The sequence below is a fragment of the Nitrospirillum viridazoti CBAmc genome (genome assembly GCF_000730165.1).
In the GTDB taxonomy this organism is placed as follows: Bacteria; Pseudomonadota; Alphaproteobacteria; order Azospirillales; family Azospirillaceae; genus Nitrospirillum; species Nitrospirillum viridazoti.
The window spans coordinates 1,980,551-2,002,062 of record NZ_CP022110.1; the positions used below are offsets into that span (position 1 = coordinate 1,980,551).

The window sequence follows — 21,512 nt, forward strand, 5'->3', positions numbered from 1 at the left end:
GCACCCAGGACCCGGAGTATGCGCACCGTCGGGGAGGTCCTGGCGGTGGCGCTGGAGCATCACCGGGCGGGCCGCCTGGCGGATGCCGGCGCGCTTTATGCGTCGCTGCTGGCGCAGGAGCCGGAACAGCCCGACGCCTTGCACCTGCTGGGGGTCGCCACCGCCCAGGCGGGACGGGCGGCGGAGGCGGAGCCCCTGATCGCCCGGGCCATCGCGCAGCGCCCCGGCGTGGCCGACTTTCATGCCAACCATGCCCAGGTGCTGGACACGCTGGGCCGCACGGATGAGGCGCTGACCGCCTACACCCAGGCCCTGCGCCTGAACCCCAGCCATGCCGACGCCCTGCGCAACATGGCCCGCCTGCTGGCCCGGCTGGAACGGCTCTCGGCCGCCGCCGACGCCCTGCGCGCCTGTGTGGAGCGGACACCCGACGACCTGCCCACGGTGACGGAGCTGGCCCGCCTGTGCGAACGGCTGGGCCGTGGGGGCGAGGCGGAGACTTGGTACCGCCACGTCCTGGCGCGCGATCCCTTCAACATCCTGGCCCTGAACAACCTGGGGGAACTGAAACGCCGCGCCGGCGACGCGGCCGAGGCCGTCAGCCTGCTGTCGCGCGCCGTCAGCGCCGCCCCCGACGCCCCCCTGCCCCGCTGCGCCCTGGCCAACACCCTGACCAGCCTGTTCCGTTTCGAGGAGGCGGAGGCCCATTTGGCGGAGGCGGCGCGCCGCCGGCCAGACGCCCTGCTGCCCCACCGCGACCTGGGCGTCCTGCTGCGCCTGCTGGGCCGGTCGGAGGAGGCGCTGGCCGCCTTCCAGGTGGCCGCCACCCTGGCGCCGCAGGACCCGGTGGCCAATTTCGGCGTAGCCCTGTGCCTGTTGCGCCTGGGCCGCTACCGCGAGGGCTTCGCGCACTATCGCTGGCGCTGGCCCTCCGCCGCCAAGCCGCCCCGGCACCAGGGCCTGCCGGCCTGGTCAACCAGCGCATCCATGGGCACCCCGGCCGGCCTGCGCCTGCTGGTGTGGCATGAGCAGGGGGTGGGCGACACGCTGATGTGCCTGCGCTTCCTGCCCCAATTGACCGCGGCCGGCGCCCGCCTGACCATCGAGGTGCCCGCGAGCCTGGCCCCCCTGGTGGCGGCCCAGGGCTACGGCGCCGTGGTGGTGGACGCGCAGACGCCGGCGCCCAGCGCCCCTTCCCTTGCACCGCTGCCCTGGGACGCACAGGTCCCCATGATGGACCTGCCCGGCCGCTTCTGCCCCGAACCCGCCGCCATGCCCTGGACGGGCCCCTACCTGAAGGTCGACCCCGGCCGCAAGCTGCGCTGGACGCAGATGCTGGGCCCCAAGCGGGGCCTGCGCGTCGGCCTGTTCTGGCAGGGCAATCCGGATTTCCCGGACGACCATTGGCGCTCCCCCGGCCTGGCGCCGCTGCTGCCCTTGTTGGACGTACCGGGCGTGGAATTCGTCAGCCTACAGATGGGTCCGGCCAAGGCCGCCCTGACCGACCCGGTCATCCCTCCCGGCCGCATCCGCGATGCCGCCGCCTCCATCCGCGACTGGGCCGACACCGCCGCCCTGGTGGCCGGGCTGGACCTGGTCATCGGCTCCGACAGCGCCTGCATCCACCTGGCAGGCGCGCTGGACATCCCCGCCTTCCTGCTGCTGTCCCCCACCACCGACTGGCGCTGGCACGACAGGGGCGACACTAGCCCCTGGTACCCATCCCTGCGCCTGTTCCGGCAGACGCGCCTGGGCGATTGGACGGCGCCGATGGCCGCGGTCAAGGCGGCGCTGGAGGAAAGGGTGGCGGCCCGCTGACCGGCTGGCTTAGGGACCGCTCCGTGGCACCTTTAGCTGCTTCGGCGCCTCATCCTCAGCAGGAGACTCGTCATCGTCTTCATCCAGGATCTTGGTCACCAGCACATGGATGTCCCAGCGGTGGATGATCCGCCATTTGCCAAAAACCTTGATCAGGATCCGTTCGCCCGATCCGTTGTGGAAGGTGTAACGAACCTGGGCGAGGTGCCAGAGGGGTATTTCGAACCGGGTCACATCGACAAGCGGCTGCGGCCCATCACCATCGAAGGCATCCCGGTAGCCCTCGGCACACCTCCGGTCGCGCTTTGATGTCGGGGGACAGGATAGAATGGGGATGCCGGGCTGCCGCGCCCGCACCTCTCGCAACAGGTCGTCAGGAAAAATACGCCCATCCAGGGAAGCATAGACGGGATCGCGGGAACCGAAGTCGGTCAAGGCGTCCGCCAGCCCGTCCACCATCGCGACGAAGATGGGTAACTTTTCGTCCTCTGTCGCCTGCTGATCCAGCTCTGCCGCCTTCCACAGCAGCACCAGCAGAATGACAGCCGTTGCCACCGATAGGCACAACCAAAAAGCGATTCGCAATAACCAGTGCAGCACGCAGACCTCCCGCAACCCTTGCGCGATCATTGCACAGGCCGCACACACCGGGAAGCGCCAGTCGCCCCGACAGCAATGCCGCAATGCACACGCCAATGCTGCATCTGCGAACGATCTTGGTTACCGTTGCCCTGGCCACCCGTTCGCCTACTTGAGTTTCCATGTCCCACGCCCACACGGTGCCCACCGACCGATCGTCCCCGCTGGCCCGGCTCGCGCGCTGGCTGCAGGCGCGCTCGTTCGCGCTGACGCCGGAGCAGATCGGCATCACCGAGGGCCTGCGCGCCGCCACGGCGGTGGCGCTGATGGTCACGCTGGCGCTGTACCTGGACCAGCCCATCCTATCGTGGGCGGCCTTCGCCGCCTTCTGGGCCTGCCTGGCCGATCCCGGCGGGCCCTTCGGTGTACGGCTGCGCGCCATGGGCGGCTTCGCCCTGATCGGCACCGCCATGGCCGGCGCGGTCAGTGCCGTGGCGGCACTGGGGACCGTCTGGGCGGCGGCGGCCCTGTTCGGGGCGCTGTTCATCTGCTGCCTCAGCCGCGTCTACGGCCCCGCCGCCACCCAGGTGGGCGTGCTGGCCTGCTGCGTCGCCGTAGTGGCCGTGGGCTATCCCATGGCGCCCCTGGACGCCCTGCGCCTGTCCGGCGTCTTCCTGGCGGGTAGCGGCTGGGCCGTGGCCCTGTGCCTGGTGCTGTGGCGCATCCATCCCTACGCCCCCGCCCGCCGCGCCGTCGCCGCCATCTATTCCGAACTCGGCGACATGACGGCAGAACTGCTGACCCTGCACGCCAGCGGCGCGACCCAGGACGCGCGCTGGAAGGCGCATGCCGCCGAGCATCGCCGCGCGGTGCGCGACACGATTGAGCGGGCACGCGCCGCCGTGGGCCGCTTCTCCGCTGGCCGCGGTAACGGGCGCGACATCCGCCGCGCCCTGCTGGCCGCCATCGAGGCGGGCGAACGCATCTTCGCCGGCCTGATCGCGCTGGGCTATGACCTGGAGCCGCATGCCGCCGGCGCGCCCACCGATGCCGACACGCTGCCCTTGCGCCAGCTGCGCGCCGCTCTGACCCGCACCAGCCGCCAGGTGATGCGCTCGGCCCCCGACGGTGCCCTGGTGGCCTATGAGGCGGAGGTGCTGGACCGCGTCGCCCGGCCGGCGCACGACCTGGTGGGTCGCGTGGCCCAGGTCTGCGCCCAGGCCCTGGCCGACCTGACCCGCGCCTGGGCCCCGCCGCTGGATGACGGCGCGCTGGCCACCGTCCCCGAACAGGATGAGGCGCCGCGCCGCCGCCTGACGCCCGCCCGCGCCCTGCGCCTGGCCCTGGTCCCCTCCTCCCCCATCGCGCGCCATGCCCTGCGCGTGGCCCTGGTGGTGACGGTGACCTACGCCGTCACCGCCTATCTCGACGTCGCCTATGCCTACTGGGCCACCATGGCGGCGGTGGTGGTGATGCAGCCGCAGGCCGCCACCACCTGGCCGCGCACCTTGGAACGTGTGGTGGGCAGCGTCATCGGCGGTGCCGCGGCCGCCTTCCTGGCCGTCGCCTTGCCCACGCCCCTCGCCCTGCTGGCCGCCATCTTCCCCCTGGCGGCCGCCACCATCGCCCTACGCTCCGTCAGCTACAGCCTGTTCGTCACCTTCCTGACGCCGCTGTTCGTGCTGGTGGCCGACCTGCTGCATCCGGGCCTGAACGCCCACGGCGAGGGCATCGCCCTGGCCCGCGCCTTCAACAACACGCTGGGCAGCGTCATCGGCCTGGCCGGCTGCCTGGTCCTGTGGCCGGAGCGGGAGCCCAAGAGCTTCCCCCACAAGCTGGCGGCGGCGGTGGAGGCCAACATGCGCTACGCCACGCTGGTGGTCCGGGCGGGCCAGACGCCCTATGCCGAGATCGACGCCGCCCGCCGGGCCGCCGGCCTGGCCAGCACGGCGGCCGAGGTCACGCGCCAGCGCATGGTGCTGGAGGGCCGCCGGCGCAAGGCGCACCTGGACGAGGCCGGCGCCGTGCTGGAAACGCTGCGCCGCCTGGCGGGCGCCGCCACCGTCGCCTGGCTGGACGAGCGCACCATCCCCGGCCCGCCCGACGCCCGGCGCATCGGCTATTGCGAGGCCGCCACGACGCGGCTGGGCGCCCTGGTGCGCGGCGTGCCGACGGATGACAGCGCCCTGGACCGCGAGGGCGAGCCGCCGGACGACATCGCCCGCGCCGTCACCCACGTGGTGCAGGCGGCCAAGGACTACGCCCGCGCCGTAGAGGTCACACGCTCTTCAGGAACGGGATCAGGTTCTTGAAGTAGAAGTCCTGGTCGTCCCACATGCACAGGTGGCTGCCCTGCGGGCAGATGACGGAGCGGGCGTTGGGCATCAGCGTCGCCATGCGCTTCATATCCTCCGGATCCATCTCGTCATGGATGGCGCCGATGGTCAGGGTCTTCACCTTGATCCGGGGCAACGCGTCCCAACGCTCCCAATCCTTCAGGTTGCCCGTCACCTCCAACTCGCTCTTGCCTTGCATCTGGTTGTAGATGGCCAGGTTGGCGTGCCGGAACGCGCGGGTGACGGGCTCCGGCCAGGGGTCCAGGCGGCAGATCATCTGGGGGTACAACTCCTCCATCATGATCTTCTCGTACGCGGGATCGTCGTAGGCCTGCTTCGCCTCCAGCTCCCGGATCACCTTCTGGGATTCCGGCTTCATGAGGCCGCGTAGGGAATTGACGCGCTTCAGGAAGGACTGGATCCCCGCGGCCATGTTGGAAATGACCAGGCCCTTCAGGTGCTTCTGGTATTTCAGCGCGTAATCGATGGCCAGGATGCCACCCCAGGAATGGCCGTAGAGCACGAACTGGTCCAGGCCCAATCCCTGGCGTACCTCTTCAACCTCCTCCACGAAGCGCGGCAGGGTCCACAGGCTGGTATCGTCCGGCTGGTCGGAATTGTTCGAGCCCAGCTGGTCGTAATAGTACATCTCGATCCCGGCCTCGGGCAGGAAGGACTCCATCGCCTCAAGGTATTCATGGCTGAAGCCGGGGCCGCCGTGCAGCAGCAGCACCTTCACGGCGCCGCTGCCGATCTTCTTGGTCCAGACCTTGTACTTGCCCCCCGCCACCGGGATCATGCGGATGCCGGCCACGCGAATGCCGGGCGGGTTCAGGGGAGCGGCGGGGACGGCCTCGGCCAGGGTGGGCGTCATCGGAGCGGTCGCGGCGGCCAGAACGGCGGCGGCCGACAGGAACTGTCTGCGGTCCATGAAATCCTCAATAGGGAGGGCGCGCGAAATGCCGGCGCGCGTTCCGCGATAGAGGTGCCCGAAGGCCCCCGGTTGCCGCAAATGATTTCAAGGCCATAGCCCATCAGGGCAGGCCTCAGCCCTCCCCACCGCCCTCGGCCGCTCGCTGGCGCAGCTTCGCCCAATAGTCCTGCCGCTTCTTGATCTCGCGTTCGAAGCCCCGCTCCACCGGCTGATAGAACTCCCGCCGCGCCATGCCGTCGGGGAAATAGTTCTGACCGGAAAAGCCGTCGGCCGTGTCGTGGTCGTAGTTGTAGCCCTTGCCGTAGCCCAGGTCCTTCATCAGGCGGGTGGGCGCGTTCAGGATGTGCATGGGAGGCATCAGGCTGCCGGTCTCCTTGGCCGCCCGCTGGGCCTGCTTGATGGCCATGTAGGCCGCGTTGGATTTGGGGGCGGTGCCCAGATAGATGACGCACTGGGCGATGGCCAGTTCCCCCTCCGGGCTGCCCAGGCGCTCATAGGCGTCCCAGGCGGCAAGGGCGATGGTCAGAGCCTGGGGATCGGCCATGCCGATATCCTCACTGGCGAAGCGCACCAGGCGGCGGGCGATGTAGCGCGGGTCCTCGCCCCCTGCCAGCATGCGGGAATACCAGTAGAGGGCGGCGTCGGTATCCGAACCGCGCAACGACTTGTGCAGGGCGCTGATGAGGTTGTAGTGCCCCTCCTGCGCCTTGTCATAGAGGGGCATGCGCCGCTGCACCGCCACGGTCAGGGCATTGGTGTCGAGCGGATCCTCGCCCGGCCGCACCACGGCGTAGATCTCCTCCACCAAATTCAGGAAATAGCGGCCGTCGCCATCGGCCATGGCCTTCAGCGCCGCCCGCGCATCCTCGGTCAGCGGCAGGGCGCGCCCCTCCTCCGCCTCCGCCCGGCCGATCAGCTTCTCCAGCGCCTCCTCTCCCAAGCGGTTCAGGACGAAGACTTGCGCGCGGGAGAGCAAGGCGGCGTTCAGCTCAAACGACGGGTTCTCCGTCGTGGCGCCCACCAGCGTGACGGTGCCGTCCTCGACATAGGGCAGGAAGCCGTCCTGCTGGGAGCGGTTGAAGCGGTGGATCTCATCAATGAACAGCAGGGTGCCCTGGCCCGCCTGGCGGCGCTGCTTGGCCGCCTCGAACACCTTGCGCAAGTCGGCCACGCCGGAGAAGACGGCGGACAGGGGCTCGAACGCGAGGGTGGTGGCCTGCGCCAGCAGGCGGGCGATGGTGGTCTTGCCGCAGCCCGGCGGGCCCCACAGCACCATGGAGCTGAGGCGGTGGGCCGCCACCATGCGGCCGATGGGCCCCTTGGGACCCAGCAGATGTTCCTGCCCTACCACCTGGTCCAGCGCCGTCGGCCGCAGCCGGTCGGCCAGCGGGCGCGGCGCCTCCGCCTCAAACAGGGAACCCGATCCGCTCTTCACCATGACGTTCCACACACCCCGGCCACACACCCCGGATACAAACCCGGAACACCATGCCAGAGCGGGGGGCGGCTTGGCATCGTCCTTTTGCCCGGCACCGGACCTGTATGCCGACGTTTCCATGAATGACGCGGCGGGAAACCGCGTCAGCCGCCCCTGTTGTCCTTACCCGCCGACACTCAGCGTCAGCACCTGGTCACCCCGGCGGACGGCCAAGTCCCAGCGGCGCTGCGGCTGGGCCACCACGCGCTTCAGGTCGGCCACGCGGGTGATGGGCTGGCCGTTCACCTTCACCACCACGTCGCCCGGCTGGAAGCCCAGGGCCTGCGCGGTGGTGCCGGGCTGCACCTTCAGCACGATGACGCCGTCAGAATTGCCGGCATAGCCGACCTCCTCGGCGAGCGCCGGGTTGATGTTGGCGACGGTGGTACCGGCGAAGGGCTGGCGGCCGTCCAGCGCCGTCTCATCCCGGGGCGGGTCTTCCGGCGGACCGATCAGCTTCACCGGCAGCTTGGTCTCGACGCCCTTGCGGATCACGGTCAGGGTGGCGTTGCCGCCCACGGGCAACAGGGCGATGCGATAGCGCAGGCTTTCCGGATCATCGACCAGATGCCCGTTCACCGCCGTGACCACGTCACCCACCTTCACGCCCGCCTGCTCCAGCGGGCCCTTGGGGTTCAACTGGTTGACCAGCACGCCCTGGGGCCGGGGCAGGCCCAGGTTGGTGGCCAGTTCCTGCGTCACCGGCTGGCCGCTGGCGCCCATCCATGGCCGCACCAGCTTGCCGCCGCTTTCCACCGCCGTGACGACGGACCGCACCATGTCCGCCGGGATGGCGAAGCCGATGCCGACCGAGCCACCGCTGCGCGAATAGATGGCCGAATTGATGCCGGCCAGCTTGCCATCCATGGTGATCAGCGCGCCGCCGGAATTGCCCGGGTTGATGGCGGCATCCGTCTGGATGAAGAAGTTGAAGTCCGACACGCCCACGCCCGTGCGGGCCAGCGCCGAGACGATGCCGCTGGTGACCGTCTGGCCCACGCCGAAGGGGTTGCCGATGGCCAGCACCAGGTCACCCACCTGGATGCTGTCGCTGTCGCCCAGCTCCAGGGTGGGCAGCTTCTCACCCTTGGTGTCGATGCGCAGGACGGCCAAATCCACCTTCTCGTCCGCGCTCATGACCTTGGCGGGAAACTCCCGCCGGTCCGCCAGCACCACGGTGATCTGGTCGGCGTCCTTGATGACATGGTCGTTGGTGACGATCAGGCCGTCCGGCCGGATGATGACACCGGAGCCCAGCGAGGACTCCACCCGCTCGCGCGGGACGCCGCGGAAGGCGTCGCCGAAGAACTGGCGGAAGAACGGGTCCTCCATGAAGGGGGACACGCGCTGCTTGATGACACGGCGGCTGTAGATGTTGACCACGGCCGGCGCCGCCCGCTTCACCAGCGGGGCGTAGCTGAGCGTGATCTGCTCCCGGCTCTGCGGCACCTGCTGGGCCAGGGCCGGTGGCGTCAAGGCCAGGCCGGCGGCAACGGCCACCAGGGCGCAACGGGAGACCAAGCGGCGGAACGGCGTTTCAAGCGTCACGGGGAAAAACTCTCACGTCTGATCGAAACGAGGGGACTGGGGTGAGATAGGGTTCAGCCCGGGTCGCCGCAACGGTTCAGGCAGGATTTCAGGTCGCGCTGGCACATGCCGTTGTTCAGCTCGGGCGTATGATCGCTCTGCCCGGCCTTGGTGTCTCCGCATACCTGGCTGTCGCGGTTGCAGCGGGCCACGCAGGCCGCGTGGGTGTCCAGCTTGCCCTCGCGCTGCGACGGCAGCGCCATGCAGCCGGTCAGCCCCGCCAACAGCAGGCAGGCTATTGCCGCCTTGATCCCCAAAATACGCACCGGTTCATCCTCCTGTCCGCGCGGTGGCGCGCCTGTCGCGCCGGCGATGGACGGGCCGCAGGATGCGCGATTTGCTGCCTACCCGTCGAGAGTGGAAAACGCGGCCATGCCCGCCCAGCCTTGCCTTACACGAGGGGCCCCCAACCGGCCCGCCGGTGGGGTAATGAAAAAGGGCGGACCCTCGCGGATCCGCCCTTTCCCTTACCATTCCGGAAGTGGAACAGCCTAGACTCAGGCCGCCTCTTCCTCGGTCTCCGTCACCTGGACCGGACCGCTGTCCTGGCCCTTGGCGGAGACGTCGCGGTCCACCAGCTCGATGACGGCCATGGCGGCCATGTCACCGTAGCGGAAGCCGGCCTTCAGGACGCGGGTGTAGCCACCCTGGCGATCCTTGTAACGCTCGGCAACGGTGGTGAACAGCTTGTCGACCATGGCGTTGTCGCGCAGCTCCGCGAACGCCAAGCGACGGTTGGCGAGGCCGCCCTTCTTGCCCAGCGTGATCAGCTTCTCGACGATCGGCCGCAGGTCCTTGGCCTTCGGCAGGGTCGTCTTGATCTGCTCGTGCTTAATCAGGGCATTGGCCATGTTGGAGAACATGGCCAGACGGTGGGTAGAGGTCTTGCTGAACTTACGCCCGGAAACGCCGTGACGCATGGTGCTTCTCCTTTCATGTCCGGGTGTCGGATGCCGACACCTATGACGATCCCCGAAACGCCCGCCTGCGCCTGTAAGGGGCGCTGGCCGGTACGGCGGGGGTGGGCCCTATGCCCTGTACTCCGCACCCGGCCGTAACCGGATGCGGAGAACCTCAAATCAAGCTCAGTACGGCTCTTCCAGACGCTTGGCCAGGTCCTCGATGTTCTCGGGCGGCCAGTTCGGGATTTCCATGCCGAGGTGCAGGCCCATCTGGGACAGCACTTCCTTGATCTCGTTCAGCGACTTGCGGCCGAAGTTCGGGGTGCGGAGCATTTCCGCTTCCGTCTTCTGCACCAGGTCGCCGATGTAGACGATGTTGTCGTTCTTCAGGCAGTTGGCCGAACGGACAGACAGTTCCAGCTCGTCCACCTTGCGCAGCAGGTTCTTGTTGAACGGCACCTCGTCGGACTTCTCCGACGCGGTGACGGCCTGCGGCTCTTCGAAGTTGATGAACAGCTGCAGCTGGTCCTGCAGGATGCGGGCGGCGATGGCCACGGCATCCTCGGGCGTCACCGCGCCGTTGGTCTCGATCGACAGCGACAGCTTGTCATAGTCGGTGCGCTGGCCCAGGCGGGTGTTCTCCACCTTGTACGCCACCTTGCGGATGGGGCTGTACAGGGCGTCGATCGGGATCAGGCCGATGGGGGCGTCTTCCGGACGGTTCTGGCTGGCGGGGACGTAGCCCTTGCCCTTCTCGACCGTCAGTTCCATGTTCAGGCGGGCGCCGGCGTCCAGGGTGCAGATCACCAGGTCCGGGTCCATCACCTCGATGTCACCCGTCACCTCGATCATGCCGGCGGTGACTTCCTTGGGGCCTTCGGCGCGCAGGCGCAGCCGCTTCGGGCCCTCGCCCTCCATCTTCAGACCCATGTTCTTGATGTTCAGAACGATGTCGGTCACGTCCTCGCGGACGCCGGGGATGGAGGAGAATTCGTGCAGGACGCCATCGATGTGGATGGCGGTGACCGCCGCCCCCTGAAGGGACGACAGCAGGACGCGGCGCAGGGCGTTGCCCAGGGTCAGGCCAAAGCCACGCTCCAGCGGGCCGGCGACGATCGTGGCCTCACGGCGCGGATCGGCACCGACGTTCACGTCGAGCTTGCTGGGCTTTTCCAGGGTCTGCCAGTTCTTCTGAATCACGGGTAGTTGCCTCTAATGCCATCGGGAGGACACGACACCCGGTTTCACCGCTGTCGGGTGCGGATCAGGGCGCCGGTCCTGCGACCGGCGCCCTGTCCTGAACCTGACCACCTCCCCCATGCATGGGCGATCGCGATGGCATGCGAAAGCCGGTCCCGGGGCGGCGGGGAAACGCGGAAGCGTTTGGACCGGAAGCGGCCGCGGGGCCGCCTCCGTAATCGGTAGAACGATCAGACGCGGCGCTTCTTCGGCGGGCGAACGCCGTTGTGCGGAATCGGCGTCACGTCGCGGATGGACGTGATCTGGAAGCCGACCGACTGCAGGGCGCGCAGGGCGGACTCACGGCCCGAACCCGGACCCTTCACTTCCACTTCCAGGGTGCGCATGCCGTGTTCCTGGGCCTTGCGGCCCGCGTCTTCGGCGGCCATCTGGGCGGCGTAGGGGGTCGACTTGCGCGAACCCTTGAAGCCCATCATACCCGACGAGGACCAGGCAATGGTGTTGCCCTGGGCGTCGGTGATGGTGATCATGGTGTTGTTGAACGAGGCGTTCACATGCGCCACGCCCGAGGTGATGTTCTTGCGCTCGCGGCGACGAAGCCGGGCGGCAGAAGCGTTGGGCTTTGCCATTTCTTATCAGTCCTTCAGCTTACTTCTTCTTACCGGCGATCGGCTTGGCCGGGCCCTTGCGGGTGCGCGCGTTGGTGTGCGTGCGCTGACCGCGGACCGGCAGGCCCTTGCGGTGACGCAGGCCGCGGTAGCAGGCCATGTCCATGAGCCGCTTGATGTTCATGGCGACAGAGCGACGCAGGTCGCCTTCGACCGAGTAGTCGCTGTCGATGACTTCGCGGATACGCAGGACTTCGTCGTCGGTCAGCTGATGCACGCGGCGCTCCAGGGGAATGCCGACCTTGCCGCAGATCTCCTTCGCCATGAAGGGACCGATGCCGTGAATGTACTGAAGGGCGATTTCCACCCGCTTCGCGGTGGGAATATTAACGCCAGCGATACGCGCCACGCGCTTTCTCCATCGTTCATGCCCGCCCCGGCGTCACGCCCGGGCGATGCGATCTTCGTCCACACCCCGCCTGATCACCGGCTCCCGTGGCGGGGACGTCCAATGACCTTCGGGGCATCTCATCCGAAGAAAACCTGGAAACTCCAGGATCTCCAAATGCACATACGAACCAACTCCGTCCCGCCACCCCATAGGGGCGCCAGGGCCGAGAGTTGGTTTCATCCGGACCCGCAAGGCCAAAGCCCAAAGCGGATCGGATGCGGGAGTATACGCAGGCGCGACCGGATGTCAACCGCGCCCACGCGGGCGCACGGCAATCGCTTGAAGCGGGTCTTGACAAGACGGGGCTTTCGGAGCGGTGGCGATCTGTGATTCGTAGGAGGCTCCATTGATCTGGAGTTCTCGATGGCCGGTTCGCTTCTCGACCATTTTGCGGCGCTCAGCGATCCGCGGCAATCCTGGAAGGTCATTTATCCACTGCCGGAGATTCTGCTTGTGGTGCTCTGCGCAACGATCGCGGGGGCTGAGGATTTCGTCGAGATTCGGCGCTGGGGCACGATGAACCGGGATTTCCTGCGGCGGTTTTTGCCCTATGCGGGCGGGATTCCGAGCCACGATACGCTGAACGACATCCTCAACGCGCTCGACGGCGATCTTTTTGCGCGATGCTTCGGCGACTGGGTCGAGGGGCTGCGCGAGGCCGAGCCCGACATCGTCGCGATCGACGGTAAGACCTCGCGGCGGACGCATGACCGGGCGAAGGATCGCAATCCGCTGCATCTCGTTTCAGCCTGGGCCAGCCGGCAGCGCTTGGTGCTGGGCCAGCAAGCTTGCGAGGCCAAGTCGAATGAGATTACGGCCATTCCGTTGCTGCTCGACCGCTTGGCGTTGACCGGGGCGCTCGTCACCATCGATGCGATGGGCTGCCAGACCAAGATCGCCCAGAAGATTCTCGATAAAGGCGCCGATTACCTGCTGGCCATCAAAGAGAACTGGCCCAACCTGCACAGCGAGGTCATCCGCCACTTCGACGATCTGCCTGCCGCCGACACGTTCGACACGACCGATGGCGAGCACGGCCGCATCGAGGTGCGCCGCCATGTCGTCAGCCACGAAGTTGACTGGCTTACCACAGACCGCCGCTTCCCCGGCGAGCCCCGCTTCCCCGGCCTCAAGGCCATCGCCATGGTCGAAGCCGAGATCGAGCGTGACGGCAAAACCAGCCGGGAACGCCGATACTACCTGTCATCTCAAAAACTCGACACGCGCCTCTTCGCTCATGCCGTCCGAGCCCACTGGCATATCGAAAACCGGCTCCACTGGGTCCTCGATGTCGTCTTCCATGAAGACTTGAGCCGTCTCAGATCCGGCAACGGCCCCCACAACATGGCAACCATCCGACACATGGCCTTGAACCTCCTGCGCGGCGCAAAGGATAAGCACAGCCTCAAAGTCCGAAGAAAATCCGCCGCATGGGATACCCAATACCTTCACGCCGTCATCACACAGTCCGCATAACCCCCTTCAAGCGATTCCCCTGCACGCGGGCGGCGCCCACACCGGGCATGCAGCCAGGTGATGGGCCACCAAAGGGAAAAGGCCGCCTCCCCCACCGGAGAAACGGCCCTTCCCTATTCGGATAAACGCGACGCCCGAGGCTCAGGCGGCGATGATGGCTTCCAACTGACGGGTGACCTCATCGATCTCCGCCATGCCGTCCACCTGCTTCAGCACGCCCTTGCCCTGGTAGTAGGGCAGGATGGGCGCTGTCAGTGCATGGTATTCGGCCAGACGCTTGGTGAAGGTCTCGGCGTTGTCGTCGGCCCGGCGCTTGAACTCGGTCGAGCCGCAGATGTCGCAGACGCCCGCCACCTTGGGCTGGTGAAACTTGTCGTGATAGCCGGCGCCGCATTTGGCGCAGGTATACCGGCCGGTCACACGCTCCACCAGAGCCGCGTCGTCCACCACCATCTCGATGATGTGGTCCAGCTTCAGGTGCTTGTCCGCCAGCATACGGTCCAGGGCCTCGGCCTGCGGAACCGTGCGGGGGAAACCGTCGAGGATGAAGCCCTTGGCGCAATCCGGCTGGGTGATGCGGTCGGCGATCATTTCGACCATGATCGCGTCCGGCATCAGCTTGCCGGCGGCCATGATCTCCTTGGCCTGCTGACCCAGCGGGCTGCCGCTATCCTTCAGCGCCCGCAACATGTCGCCCGTCGACAACTGCACCAACCCGAACTTCCGTTCAAGCCGCTGCGCCTGCGTTCCCTTGCCGGCGCCCGGCGGCCCCAGAAGAATCAGGTTCATCCACGCCTCCCCCTCAGCTTTGCCTTCTTGATGAGGCCTTCATATTGATGCGCCAACAGATGCGAATGGATCTGGGCGACCGTGTCCATAGTCACCGTTACCACAATTAGCAGGCTGGTGCCGCCAAAATAAAAAGGAATAGCGTTCTTGGCCATCAACAGTTCGGGCAATAGACAAACCACCACCAGGTAGCCGGCACCCAACACCGTCAAACGGGTGAGAACAAAGTCCAGATAGTCCGCGGTGTTCTTACCCGGACGGATACCGGGGATGAAACCGCCGTACTTCTTCAGATTCTCCGCCGTCTCGGTCGGGTTGAACACGACCGCGGTATAGAAGAAGCTGAAGAACACGATCAGCGCCATGTACAGCACGATATAGAGCGGCTGGCCATGGGTGACATAGCGGGCGATGGTCTGCAGGATCTCCGGACCGGTGCCGCCGGAGAAGCCGGTGACGGTGGCCGGCAGCAGCAGCAGCGAGCTGGCGAAGATCGGCGGGATGACGCCCGAGGTGTTCAGCTTCAAGGGCAGGTGCGAGGCTTCCCCCCCATAGACCTTGTTGCCCACCTGGCGCTTCGGATACTGCACGATCAGCCGGCGCTGGGCGCGTTCCATGAAGACGATGAAGAAGATCACGCCCACGGCGACGGCCAGCAGCAGGGCCAGGATGCCGAAGCCGATGGCCCCGGTGCGGCCCAGTTCCAGCAGCTGCATCAGCGCCTTCGGCAGGGCCGCCACGATGCCGGTGAAGATGATCAGCGAGGTGCCGTTGCCCACGCCCCGGGCGGTGATCTGCTCACCCAGCCACATCAGGAACATGGTGCCGCCCACCATGGTGACCACGGTGCTGATGATGAAGAAGGGGCCGGGATCGATTACCGTGCCGCCCTTGGCGCCCTGCAGCGCCACGGCCAGGCCGTAGGACTGGAAGATGGCCAGGATCACCGTGCCGTAGCGGGTGTACTGGTTGATCTTCTTGCGGCCGGCCTCGCCTTCCTTCTTCATGGTTTCGAGGCTGGGGATCACGGCCGTCAGCAGCTGCACGATGATGCTGGCGGAGATGTAGGGCATGATATTGAGCGCGAAGATGCTCATGCGCTCGATGGCGCCACCCGCGAACATGTTGAACATGCCCAGGATGCCGCCCTTGGCCTGGTTGAAAACGTCGGCGAAGGCCTGAACGTTGATGCCCGGCAGGGGAATGTAGGTGCCCAGGCGGAAAACGATGAGCGCTCCCAGGGTGAACCAGAGCCGCTTCTTCAGTTCCGTGGCCTTGGCGAAGGAGCCGAAATTAAGATTAGCGGCGAGCTGCTCGGCGGCTGAAGCCATGGAATCCGTTCCTATCGAGGCGCCTCTCAGGGGCGCGGCACAGACGGTATCAAAAAGACAAAAGAAAAGGGACCGTCGCCGGTCCCCCTAACGGGTCCCACCCCAGATGGGGAGACCTGCGGCAGAAAGAAAGACGGCCGGCGCTCGCTTTTATCACGAACGCCGACCGCACTTCCTTAATTACTCGGCAGCCGCTTCGACCGCGGGCACCTTGACCGAGCCGCCAGCAGCTTCCACGGCGGCCACGGCCGCGGCGGAAGCGCCGGCAACATCGAACGCCACCTTGGCGGTGATGCTGCCCTTGGCCAGCAGGCGCACGCCGTCACGGGACGGGCGCACCAGGCCGGCGGCGACCAGCACCTCGGCGGTGATCACGTCGGCGGCGTTCAGGCGGCCCTCATCGATGGCCTTCTGGACGGTGCCGACGTTCACCACCGAGTAGTCGGTGCCGAACAGGTTGTTGAAACCGCGCTTCGGCAGGCGGCGATGCAGGGGCATCTGACCGCCTTCAAAGCCGTTGATCGACACGCCGGAACGCGAGGTCTGACCCTTCACGCCACGGCCGCCGGTCTTGCCCTTGCCGGAGCCGATGCCCCGACCAACCCGGGTGGGCGCCTTGCGGGCGCCCGGGTTGTCGCGAATATCCGTAAGCTTCATGACTTTATCCCTTCAAGCCGTATCGGGAAGGCCTCAGGAGGCCTTCTCGACGCGCACGAGGTGCTGCACCTTGGCGATCATACCACGGACCGAAGGGGTATCCTCCAGCTCGCTGGTACGGTGCAGCTTGTTGAGACCAAGACCCACCAGCGTCGCCCGCTGGTCCTTCTGGCGGCCGATCGGGCTGCCGATCTGGGTCACGATGACGGTGTTCTTCTCGCTCATCACGCGCTCTCCTTCGCCTCGGCACCGGCCTCGCGGCGGCCCAGGATATCGCTGACGCGACGGCCACGGCGGGCGGCGACGGCGCGGGGGCTGACGCACTGGGACAGGGCGTCGAAGGTCGCCTTGATCATGTTGTGCGGGTTCGACGTCCCGACCGACTTGGTCACGACGTCCTGGACGCCGAGAGCCTCGAAGATCGCGCGCATCGGACCACCGGCGATGATGCCGGTACCAGCGTCGGCGGTGCGCAGCACCACCTTGCCGGCGCCGAAGTGGCCATGCACGTCATGATGCAGCGTCCGGCCCTCACGGAGCGGCACGCGGATCATGGAGCGCTTGGCCTGATCGGTGGCCTTGCGGATGGCTTCCGGCACTTCGCGGGCCTTGCCCGAACCAACGCCGACGCGACCCTTGGCGTCACCCACCACGACCAGGGCGGCGAAGCCGAAGCGACGGCCACCCTTCACCACCTTGGCGACGCGGTTAATACCAACGAGCTTTTCTACCAGCTCGCTTTCCTCACGGTCCCGGGGTGTACGATCCCGGTCCCCGCCACGCTCGCGACCGCCGCTGTTGCCGCCGTCCCTCTCGTTACGTGCCATAATCGCTACCCCTTAGAACTGCAGGCCGGCTTCGCGCGCGGCGTCGGCCAGGGCCTTGACCCGGCCATGGAACAGGTACGAACCGCGATCGAACACCACTTCCGTGATGCCGGCTTCCTTGGCCCGCTCGGCGATCAGCTTGCCGACGGCCTTGGCTGCTTCGATGTCGGCGCCAGTCTTCAGCTCCGCACGCAGGGTCTTGTCGATGGACGAAGCCGCGGCCTTGGTCTGGCCCGCCACGTCGTCGATGACCTGGGCGTAGATGTGCTGGCTGGAACGGAACACCGACAGGCGCGGACGCCCCTGCCCCAGCTTCCGGACCCGCGTGCGCACCCGCTGCTTGCGGCGCGCGCTCAGAACTTTTGCATTGCTCATGATCGTGCGCCTTACTTCTTCTTGCCTTCTTTGCGGATGATGACCTCATCCGCGTACCGGATGCCCTTGCCCTTGTAGGGCTCGGGCGGACGGTACGCGCGGATCTCAGCCGCAACCTGGCCAATCTTCTGCTTGTCGAAACCGGTGATCGAGATGGAAGTGGGCTTGTCGCACTTCATCGTGATGCCGGCCGGGATCGGGAAGCGCACGTCATGGCTGAAGCCCAGGTTCAGGAGCAGTTCCTGACCCTGGACGGCGGCCTTGTAACCCACGCCCGTGATCTCGAGGTTCTTGGTGAAGCCGGTGTCGACACCCTTGACCATGTTGGCCAGCAGCGTGCGGGAGGTGGCCCAGTTCACGCGAGCCTTGCGGCTGTCGTTCGCGGGCTTCACCACCACAGCGCCGTTTTCCAGCGTGGCGGAGATGTCGTCAACCAGGGTCAGACTGAGCTGGCCCAGCTTGCCTTTCACGGTGACGTCCTGGCCGGTGACCTGAACGGTCACGCCGGCCGGAACGGGCACCGGATGCTTGCCGATACGAGACATGTGGCCAGCTCCTTAGAACACTTTGCAGAGGACCTCGCCGCCAACATTGGCGGCACGGGCCTCGCTGTCCGACATGACGCCACGGGGCGTCGACAGGATCGAGATGCCGAGGCCATTAAAGACCCGCGGCAGATCGGCGATCTTGGAGTAAATGCGGCGGCCGGGCTTCGACACGCGCTGCACCTGCTTAATGACAGGCTCGCCTTCGTGATACTTCAGCTCGATACGCACGCTATGGACGCCCGGACGAACCGTGTCCAGGGAGTAGCCACGGATGTAACCCTCGCGCTTCAGCACCTCCAGAACGTTGGTGCGCAGCTTCGAGGCCGGGCTGGTGACAGACTGCATGCGGGCCCGCTGTCCATTACGGATGCGGGTCAGCATATCGCCCAAGGGATCGCTCAACGCCATTTCCCGAACCTCCGATTACCAGCTGGACTTCGTCATGCCCGGGATCTGGCCGGTCGAGGCCAGGTCGCGCAGGGCAATACGAGACAGCTTAAACTTGCGGTAAAAAGCACGCGGACGACCGCTCAGCTCGCAGCGATTCCGAATACGGGTCGGGCTGGAGTTGCGCGGCAGCTCGGCGAGCTTGAGGCGAGCGGCGAACCGCTCCTCGGGCGGCAGGGTACGATCGGACGCGATGGCCTTCAGAGCATTACGCTTGCCGGCGTACTGCTTCGCGAGGCGCTCGCGGCGCTTGTTCTTCTGAACAGAACTGGTCTTGGCCATGGGAAGCTCCTGCCGCTCAGTTCGCGAACGGCATCTGGAAGCCCTTCAGGAGGGCCTTGGCCTCCTTGTCGGTCTTCGCCGTGGTGACGATGATGATGTCCATCCCCCGGATCTCGTCCACGCGGTCGTAGTCGATTTCCGGGAAAATGATCTGCTCCTTGAGACCCATGGCGTAGTTGCCACGACCGTCGAAGCTCGTGCCCGACACGCCGCGGAAGTCGCGGACGCGCGGCAGGGCGATCGTGATCAGACGGTCCAGGAACTCGTACATGCGGTCACGGCGCAGGGTCACCTTGCAACCAATGGCCATGCCCTCGCGCAGCTTGAACTGCGCGATGGACTTGCGGGCGCGGGTCACCACCGGCTTCTGACCGGACAGGGCGGTCAGATCGGTGACGGCGGCGTTGATCTTCTTACCATCGGACGTGGCTTCGCCGACGCCCATGTTAATGATGATCTTCTCGATCCGCGGCACTTCCAGGTCGTTGGCGTAGTTGAACTCGCTCTTCAGCGAGGCGCGAACGACGGAATCGTAATGTTCTTTAAGCCTGGCAGCCATAACGCGCCTCACAGGTCGATGACTTCACCGGAAACCTTGGCAAAACGGACCTTGCGGCCGTCTTCCAGGATCCGGTAGCCGACGCGGGTCGGCTTGTTGGTCTTGGGGTCGACATGGGCGACGTTGGAGACGTCGATGAACGCCTCGAGCTCAACGATGCCACCCTGCTGGGTCGGAGTCGGACGCTGGTGCTTCTTGACCAGGTTCACGCCGCGCACCTTGACGCGGTTCTCCTTCGGCAGAACGGCGATCACCTCGCCCTGCTTGCCCTTGTCCTTGCCGGCGATGATGACGACCTTGTCGGCCTTCTTAATCTTCGACATTTACAGGACCTCCGGCGCCAGGGAGATGATCTTCATGAACTTCTTGGCGCGCAGCTCACGCGTGACCGGCCCGAAAATACGGGTCCCGATCGGCTCACCCTGCTTGTTGATGAGCACGGCCGCGTTGCGGTCGAAGCGGATGGCGGAACCGTCGGTGCGACGGATTTCCTTGGCGGTGCGAACGATGACGGCGCGGTGCACGTCACCCTTCTTCACGCGGCCCCGCGGAATGGCCTCCTTGACCGAGACGACGATAACGTCGCCAACGGCCGCGACCTTCCGCATGGAGCCGCCCAGCACCTTGATGCACTGCACCCGGCGCGCGCCGCTGTTGTCAGCGACCTCCAGGTTGGTTTGCATCTGGATCATGGTTTGGCTTCCTTAAGCAAAACAGTTAGACGGCGGCGCCCGACGGGGCGGCGCTTTCCACGACGACGGCCCACCGCTTCCGCTTGGAAATCGGACGGCACTCTTCGATCGTCACCGTGTCGCCAGCCTTATAAGCATTCTGCTCGTCATGAGCAGCATACTTCTTCGACTGCTTAATAAACTTCTTGTACACGGGGTGCATAACACGACGCTCGACCAGCACGATGACGGTCTTGTCGCCCTTGTCGCTCACAACCGTGCCCTGCAAAACACGCCGGGGCATAACGCTTCCCCCTGTCAGGACACGGGCGCAGCGGTTTCCCGCTGGCCCAGGATGGTCTTAATCCGAGCGATGTCGCGCCGAACCTGGCCGACACGCGCGGTATTCTCCAGCTGCCCGGAGGCGCGCTGGAAGCGCAAATTGAACTGCTCTTTCTTCAGCTGCAAGAGCTGGTCCTGCAACTCATCCACGCTTTTGGTGCGCAGGTCGACGGCTTTGGTCATGCCTCAGCTCCCTCACCCAGGCGGGTGATGAATCGGGTCTTAATCGGCAGCTTGGCAGCGGCCAGCTCGAAGGCGCGCTTGGCGAGGTCCGCCGGCACGCCGTCCAGCTCGAACATGATGCGGCCGGGGGCCACGCGGGCCGCCCAGAACTCGGGCGAACCCTTACCGGAGCCCATGCGGACTTCGGCGGGCTTGCTCGACACCGGCACGTCCGGGAAAATCCGGATCCAGACCCGGCCCTGACGCTTCATGTGACGGGTGATCGCGCGGCGGGCCGCCTCGATCTGGCGCGCGGTGATGCGCGCCGGTTCGACCGCCTTCAGGCCAAAGGCGCCGAAGTTCAGCTGGCTGCCGCCCTTGGTGGCGCCGTGGATGCGCCCCTTGTGCTGCTTGCGGTACTTAGTACGTTTCGGACTCAGCATGGCAATTGCCCTCTAGTATCCGTTCACCCTCAGCGCGCCGCGACGGGCTGCTGATCGGCGCGCTTGTCCTGGGCGAACGGATCGTGCGCCAGAATTTCGCCCTTAAACACCCACACCTTGACACCGCAGGTGCCGTAGGTGGTCTTAGCCGTGGCCGTGCCGTAATCGATCTCGGCGCGCAGCGTGTGCAGCGGCACGCGACCTTCGCGGTACCACTCCATACGAGCGATCTCAGCACCACCCAGACGGCCGCCGCAGTTGATGCGGATGCCCTGGGCGCCGAGACGCATGGCCGACTGCACGGCGCGCTTCATGGCGCGACGGAAGGCGACACGGCGCTCCAGCTGGCTGGCGATGTTCTCGGCGATCAGCCGGGCGTCGAGTTCCGGCTTGCGGATCTCGACGATGTTCAGGCTGACCTCGGAACCGGTCATGCGGCCCAGATCGGTGCGCAGCTTCTCGATGTCGGCGCCCTTCTTGCCGATCACCACACCCGGACGGGCCGTGTGGATGGTGACGCGGGCCTTCTTGGCCGGCCGCTCGATGATGATGCGCGAGGCGCCGGCCGCGGCCAGCTTGCCCTGCAGGTGCTTGCGCAGGCGCAGGTCCTGGTGCAGCAGCGTGGCGTAGTCGCGGCTGGCGAACCAGCGGCTGTCCCAGGTCCGGTTGATACCGACGCGGAGCCCGATGGGGTTGACTTTCTGACCCATG

General features: G+C 66.4%; 28 protein-coding genes. 3 read left to right on the forward strand and 25 right to left on the reverse strand.

Going from position 1 to position 21,512, the window contains the following annotated elements; all coding sequences use genetic code 11:
• Positions 1 to 18 precede the first annotated feature (18 nt).
• Positions 19 to 1,818, forward strand: coding sequence for a tetratricopeptide repeat protein (locus Y958_RS09065; protein ID WP_186291138.1), 1,800 nt, complete (start codon positions 19 to 21; stop codon positions 1,816 to 1,818).
• 9 nt (positions 1,819 to 1,827) lie between these two features.
• Here the strand turns inward: Y958_RS09065 and Y958_RS09070 are convergent, their stop codons facing one another.
• Positions 1,828 to 2,448 (reverse strand): hypothetical protein, encoded by a 621-nt coding sequence (locus tag Y958_RS09070; protein ID WP_088871750.1) that lies wholly within the window; start codon positions 2,446 to 2,448, stop codon positions 1,828 to 1,830.
• A 131-nt stretch (positions 2,449 to 2,579) separates the two neighbouring features.
• Between Y958_RS09070 and Y958_RS09075 the strand changes: the two genes are divergently transcribed.
• Complete coding sequence (locus Y958_RS09075; protein WP_088871751.1) at positions 2,580 to 4,709, forward strand: FUSC family protein; 2,130 nt, start codon at positions 2,580 to 2,582, stop codon at positions 4,707 to 4,709.
• On the opposite strand, the gene Y958_RS09080 is transcribed toward Y958_RS09075, so the two are convergent.
• The 8 genes from Y958_RS09080 to rpsM form a co-directional block, all read right to left on the reverse strand.
• A complete protein-coding gene (locus tag Y958_RS09080) occupies positions 4,675 to 5,664 on the reverse strand; it encodes a proline iminopeptidase-family hydrolase (RefSeq protein WP_088871752.1) in 990 nt (329 codons plus the stop codon). The two genes, Y958_RS09075 and Y958_RS09080, sit on opposite strands and share 35 nt — an antisense overlap.
• 115 nt (positions 5,665 to 5,779) lie before the next feature.
• Complete coding sequence (locus Y958_RS09085) at positions 5,780 to 7,105, reverse strand: replication-associated recombination protein A (protein WP_040848392.1); 1,326 nt, start codon at positions 7,103 to 7,105, stop codon at positions 5,780 to 5,782.
• Positions 7,106 to 7,267: 162 nt separating this feature from the next.
• Positions 7,268 to 8,692 carry a DegQ family serine endoprotease gene (locus Y958_RS09090; protein ID WP_088871753.1) on the reverse strand — a complete coding sequence of 475 codons (1,425 nt, stop codon included), beginning with the start codon at positions 8,690 to 8,692 and terminating at the stop codon, positions 7,268 to 7,270.
• 53 nt (positions 8,693 to 8,745) lie between these two features.
• The gene (locus Y958_RS09095) at positions 8,746 to 8,997 is read right to left on the reverse strand and encodes a hypothetical protein (RefSeq protein ID WP_145727697.1); all 252 of its coding nucleotides are present in this window, start codon (positions 8,995 to 8,997) and stop codon (positions 8,746 to 8,748) included.
• 231 nt (positions 8,998 to 9,228) lie between these two features.
• Positions 9,229 to 9,651 (reverse strand): 50S ribosomal protein L17, encoded by a 423-nt coding sequence (rplQ, locus tag Y958_RS09100; protein ID WP_088871755.1) that lies wholly within the window; start codon positions 9,649 to 9,651, stop codon positions 9,229 to 9,231.
• A 165-nt stretch (positions 9,652 to 9,816) separates the two neighbouring features.
• Complete coding sequence (locus Y958_RS09105; RefSeq protein ID WP_040848396.1) at positions 9,817 to 10,833, reverse strand: DNA-directed RNA polymerase subunit alpha; 1,017 nt, start codon at positions 10,831 to 10,833, stop codon at positions 9,817 to 9,819.
• A gap of 230 nt (positions 10,834 to 11,063) precedes the next feature.
• Complete coding sequence (gene rpsK / locus Y958_RS09110) at positions 11,064 to 11,462, reverse strand: 30S ribosomal protein S11 (protein ID WP_004273656.1); 399 nt, start codon at positions 11,460 to 11,462, stop codon at positions 11,064 to 11,066.
• Between the two features lie 19 nt (positions 11,463 to 11,481).
• Positions 11,482 to 11,850 carry a 30S ribosomal protein S13 gene (gene rpsM, locus Y958_RS09115; RefSeq protein WP_004273657.1) on the reverse strand — a complete coding sequence of 123 codons (369 nt, stop codon included), beginning with the start codon at positions 11,848 to 11,850 and terminating at the stop codon, positions 11,482 to 11,484.
• A gap of 405 nt (positions 11,851 to 12,255) precedes the next feature.
• Here rpsM and Y958_RS09120 point away from each other — a divergent pair, with 405 nt between their 5' ends.
• Positions 12,256 to 13,368, forward strand: a complete 1,113-nt coding sequence (locus Y958_RS09120) for an ISAs1 family transposase (RefSeq protein ID WP_088870575.1) — start codon at positions 12,256 to 12,258, stop codon at positions 13,366 to 13,368.
• 141 nt (positions 13,369 to 13,509) lie between these two features.
• On the opposite strand, the gene Y958_RS09125 is transcribed toward Y958_RS09120, so the two are convergent.
• The 16 genes from Y958_RS09125 to rpsC all read right to left on the reverse strand — a co-directional run bounded on the left by Y958_RS09125 (position 13,510) and on the right by rpsC (position 21,511).
• A complete protein-coding gene (locus Y958_RS09125; protein WP_004273658.1) occupies positions 13,510 to 14,157 on the reverse strand; it encodes an adenylate kinase in 648 nt (215 codons plus the stop codon).
• Positions 14,154 to 15,488 carry a preprotein translocase subunit SecY gene (gene secY / locus Y958_RS09130; protein ID WP_040848397.1) on the reverse strand — a complete coding sequence of 445 codons (1,335 nt, stop codon included), beginning with the start codon at positions 15,486 to 15,488 and terminating at the stop codon, positions 14,154 to 14,156. The genes Y958_RS09125 and secY overlap by 4 nt, the downstream gene beginning before the upstream one ends.
• A gap of 180 nt (positions 15,489 to 15,668) precedes the next feature.
• Positions 15,669 to 16,145: a 50S ribosomal protein L15 gene (gene rplO / locus Y958_RS09135; protein ID WP_040848398.1), complete on the reverse strand. Its 477-nt coding sequence runs from the start codon at positions 16,143 to 16,145 to the stop codon at positions 15,669 to 15,671.
• A 33-nt stretch (positions 16,146 to 16,178) separates the two neighbouring features.
• Positions 16,179 to 16,370, reverse strand: coding sequence for a 50S ribosomal protein L30 (gene rpmD, locus Y958_RS09140; RefSeq protein WP_040848399.1), 192 nt, complete (start codon positions 16,368 to 16,370; stop codon positions 16,179 to 16,181).
• Complete coding sequence (rpsE, locus tag Y958_RS09145) at positions 16,370 to 16,972, reverse strand: 30S ribosomal protein S5 (protein WP_040848400.1); 603 nt, start codon at positions 16,970 to 16,972, stop codon at positions 16,370 to 16,372. The genes rpmD and rpsE overlap by 1 nt, the downstream gene beginning before the upstream one ends.
• A gap of 12 nt (positions 16,973 to 16,984) precedes the next feature.
• Entirely contained in the window at positions 16,985 to 17,347 is a 363-nt protein-coding gene (rplR, locus tag Y958_RS09150) for a 50S ribosomal protein L18 (protein ID WP_088871756.1), read from the reverse strand.
• A gap of 11 nt (positions 17,348 to 17,358) precedes the next feature.
• Positions 17,359 to 17,892, reverse strand: a complete 534-nt coding sequence (gene rplF, locus Y958_RS09155) for a 50S ribosomal protein L6 (protein WP_004273659.1) — start codon at positions 17,890 to 17,892, stop codon at positions 17,359 to 17,361.
• Positions 17,893 to 17,904: 12 nt separating this feature from the next.
• Complete coding sequence (gene rpsH / locus Y958_RS09160) at positions 17,905 to 18,303, reverse strand: 30S ribosomal protein S8 (RefSeq protein WP_004273660.1); 399 nt, start codon at positions 18,301 to 18,303, stop codon at positions 17,905 to 17,907.
• A 15-nt stretch (positions 18,304 to 18,318) separates the two neighbouring features.
• Complete coding sequence (rpsN, locus tag Y958_RS09165) at positions 18,319 to 18,624, reverse strand: 30S ribosomal protein S14 (RefSeq protein ID WP_004273661.1); 306 nt, start codon at positions 18,622 to 18,624, stop codon at positions 18,319 to 18,321.
• 16 nt (positions 18,625 to 18,640) lie between these two features.
• Entirely contained in the window at positions 18,641 to 19,183 is a 543-nt protein-coding gene (gene rplE / locus Y958_RS09170; RefSeq protein WP_040848402.1) for a 50S ribosomal protein L5, read from the reverse strand.
• A gap of 8 nt (positions 19,184 to 19,191) precedes the next feature.
• Positions 19,192 to 19,506: a 50S ribosomal protein L24 gene (gene rplX / locus Y958_RS09175; RefSeq protein ID WP_040848403.1), complete on the reverse strand. Its 315-nt coding sequence runs from the start codon at positions 19,504 to 19,506 to the stop codon at positions 19,192 to 19,194.
• Positions 19,507 to 19,875, reverse strand: coding sequence for a 50S ribosomal protein L14 (gene rplN / locus Y958_RS09180; protein ID WP_004273662.1), 369 nt, complete (start codon positions 19,873 to 19,875; stop codon positions 19,507 to 19,509).
• Between the two features lie 25 nt (positions 19,876 to 19,900).
• The gene (gene rpsQ / locus Y958_RS09185; RefSeq protein WP_004273663.1) at positions 19,901 to 20,158 is read right to left on the reverse strand and encodes a 30S ribosomal protein S17; all 258 of its coding nucleotides are present in this window, start codon (positions 20,156 to 20,158) and stop codon (positions 19,901 to 19,903) included.
• A gap of 14 nt (positions 20,159 to 20,172) precedes the next feature.
• On the reverse strand, positions 20,173 to 20,379 hold the full coding sequence (gene rpmC, locus Y958_RS09190) for a 50S ribosomal protein L29 (RefSeq protein WP_040848404.1): 207 nt from the start codon (positions 20,377 to 20,379) through the stop codon (positions 20,173 to 20,175).
• Complete coding sequence (rplP, locus tag Y958_RS09195; RefSeq protein ID WP_040848405.1) at positions 20,376 to 20,801, reverse strand: 50S ribosomal protein L16; 426 nt, start codon at positions 20,799 to 20,801, stop codon at positions 20,376 to 20,378. The genes rpmC and rplP overlap by 4 nt, the downstream gene beginning before the upstream one ends.
• Before the next feature lie 29 nt (positions 20,802 to 20,830).
• A complete protein-coding gene (rpsC, locus tag Y958_RS09200; protein ID WP_040848406.1) occupies positions 20,831 to 21,511 on the reverse strand; it encodes a 30S ribosomal protein S3 in 681 nt (226 codons plus the stop codon).
• Between the last annotated feature and the right edge of the window lies 1 nt (position 21,512).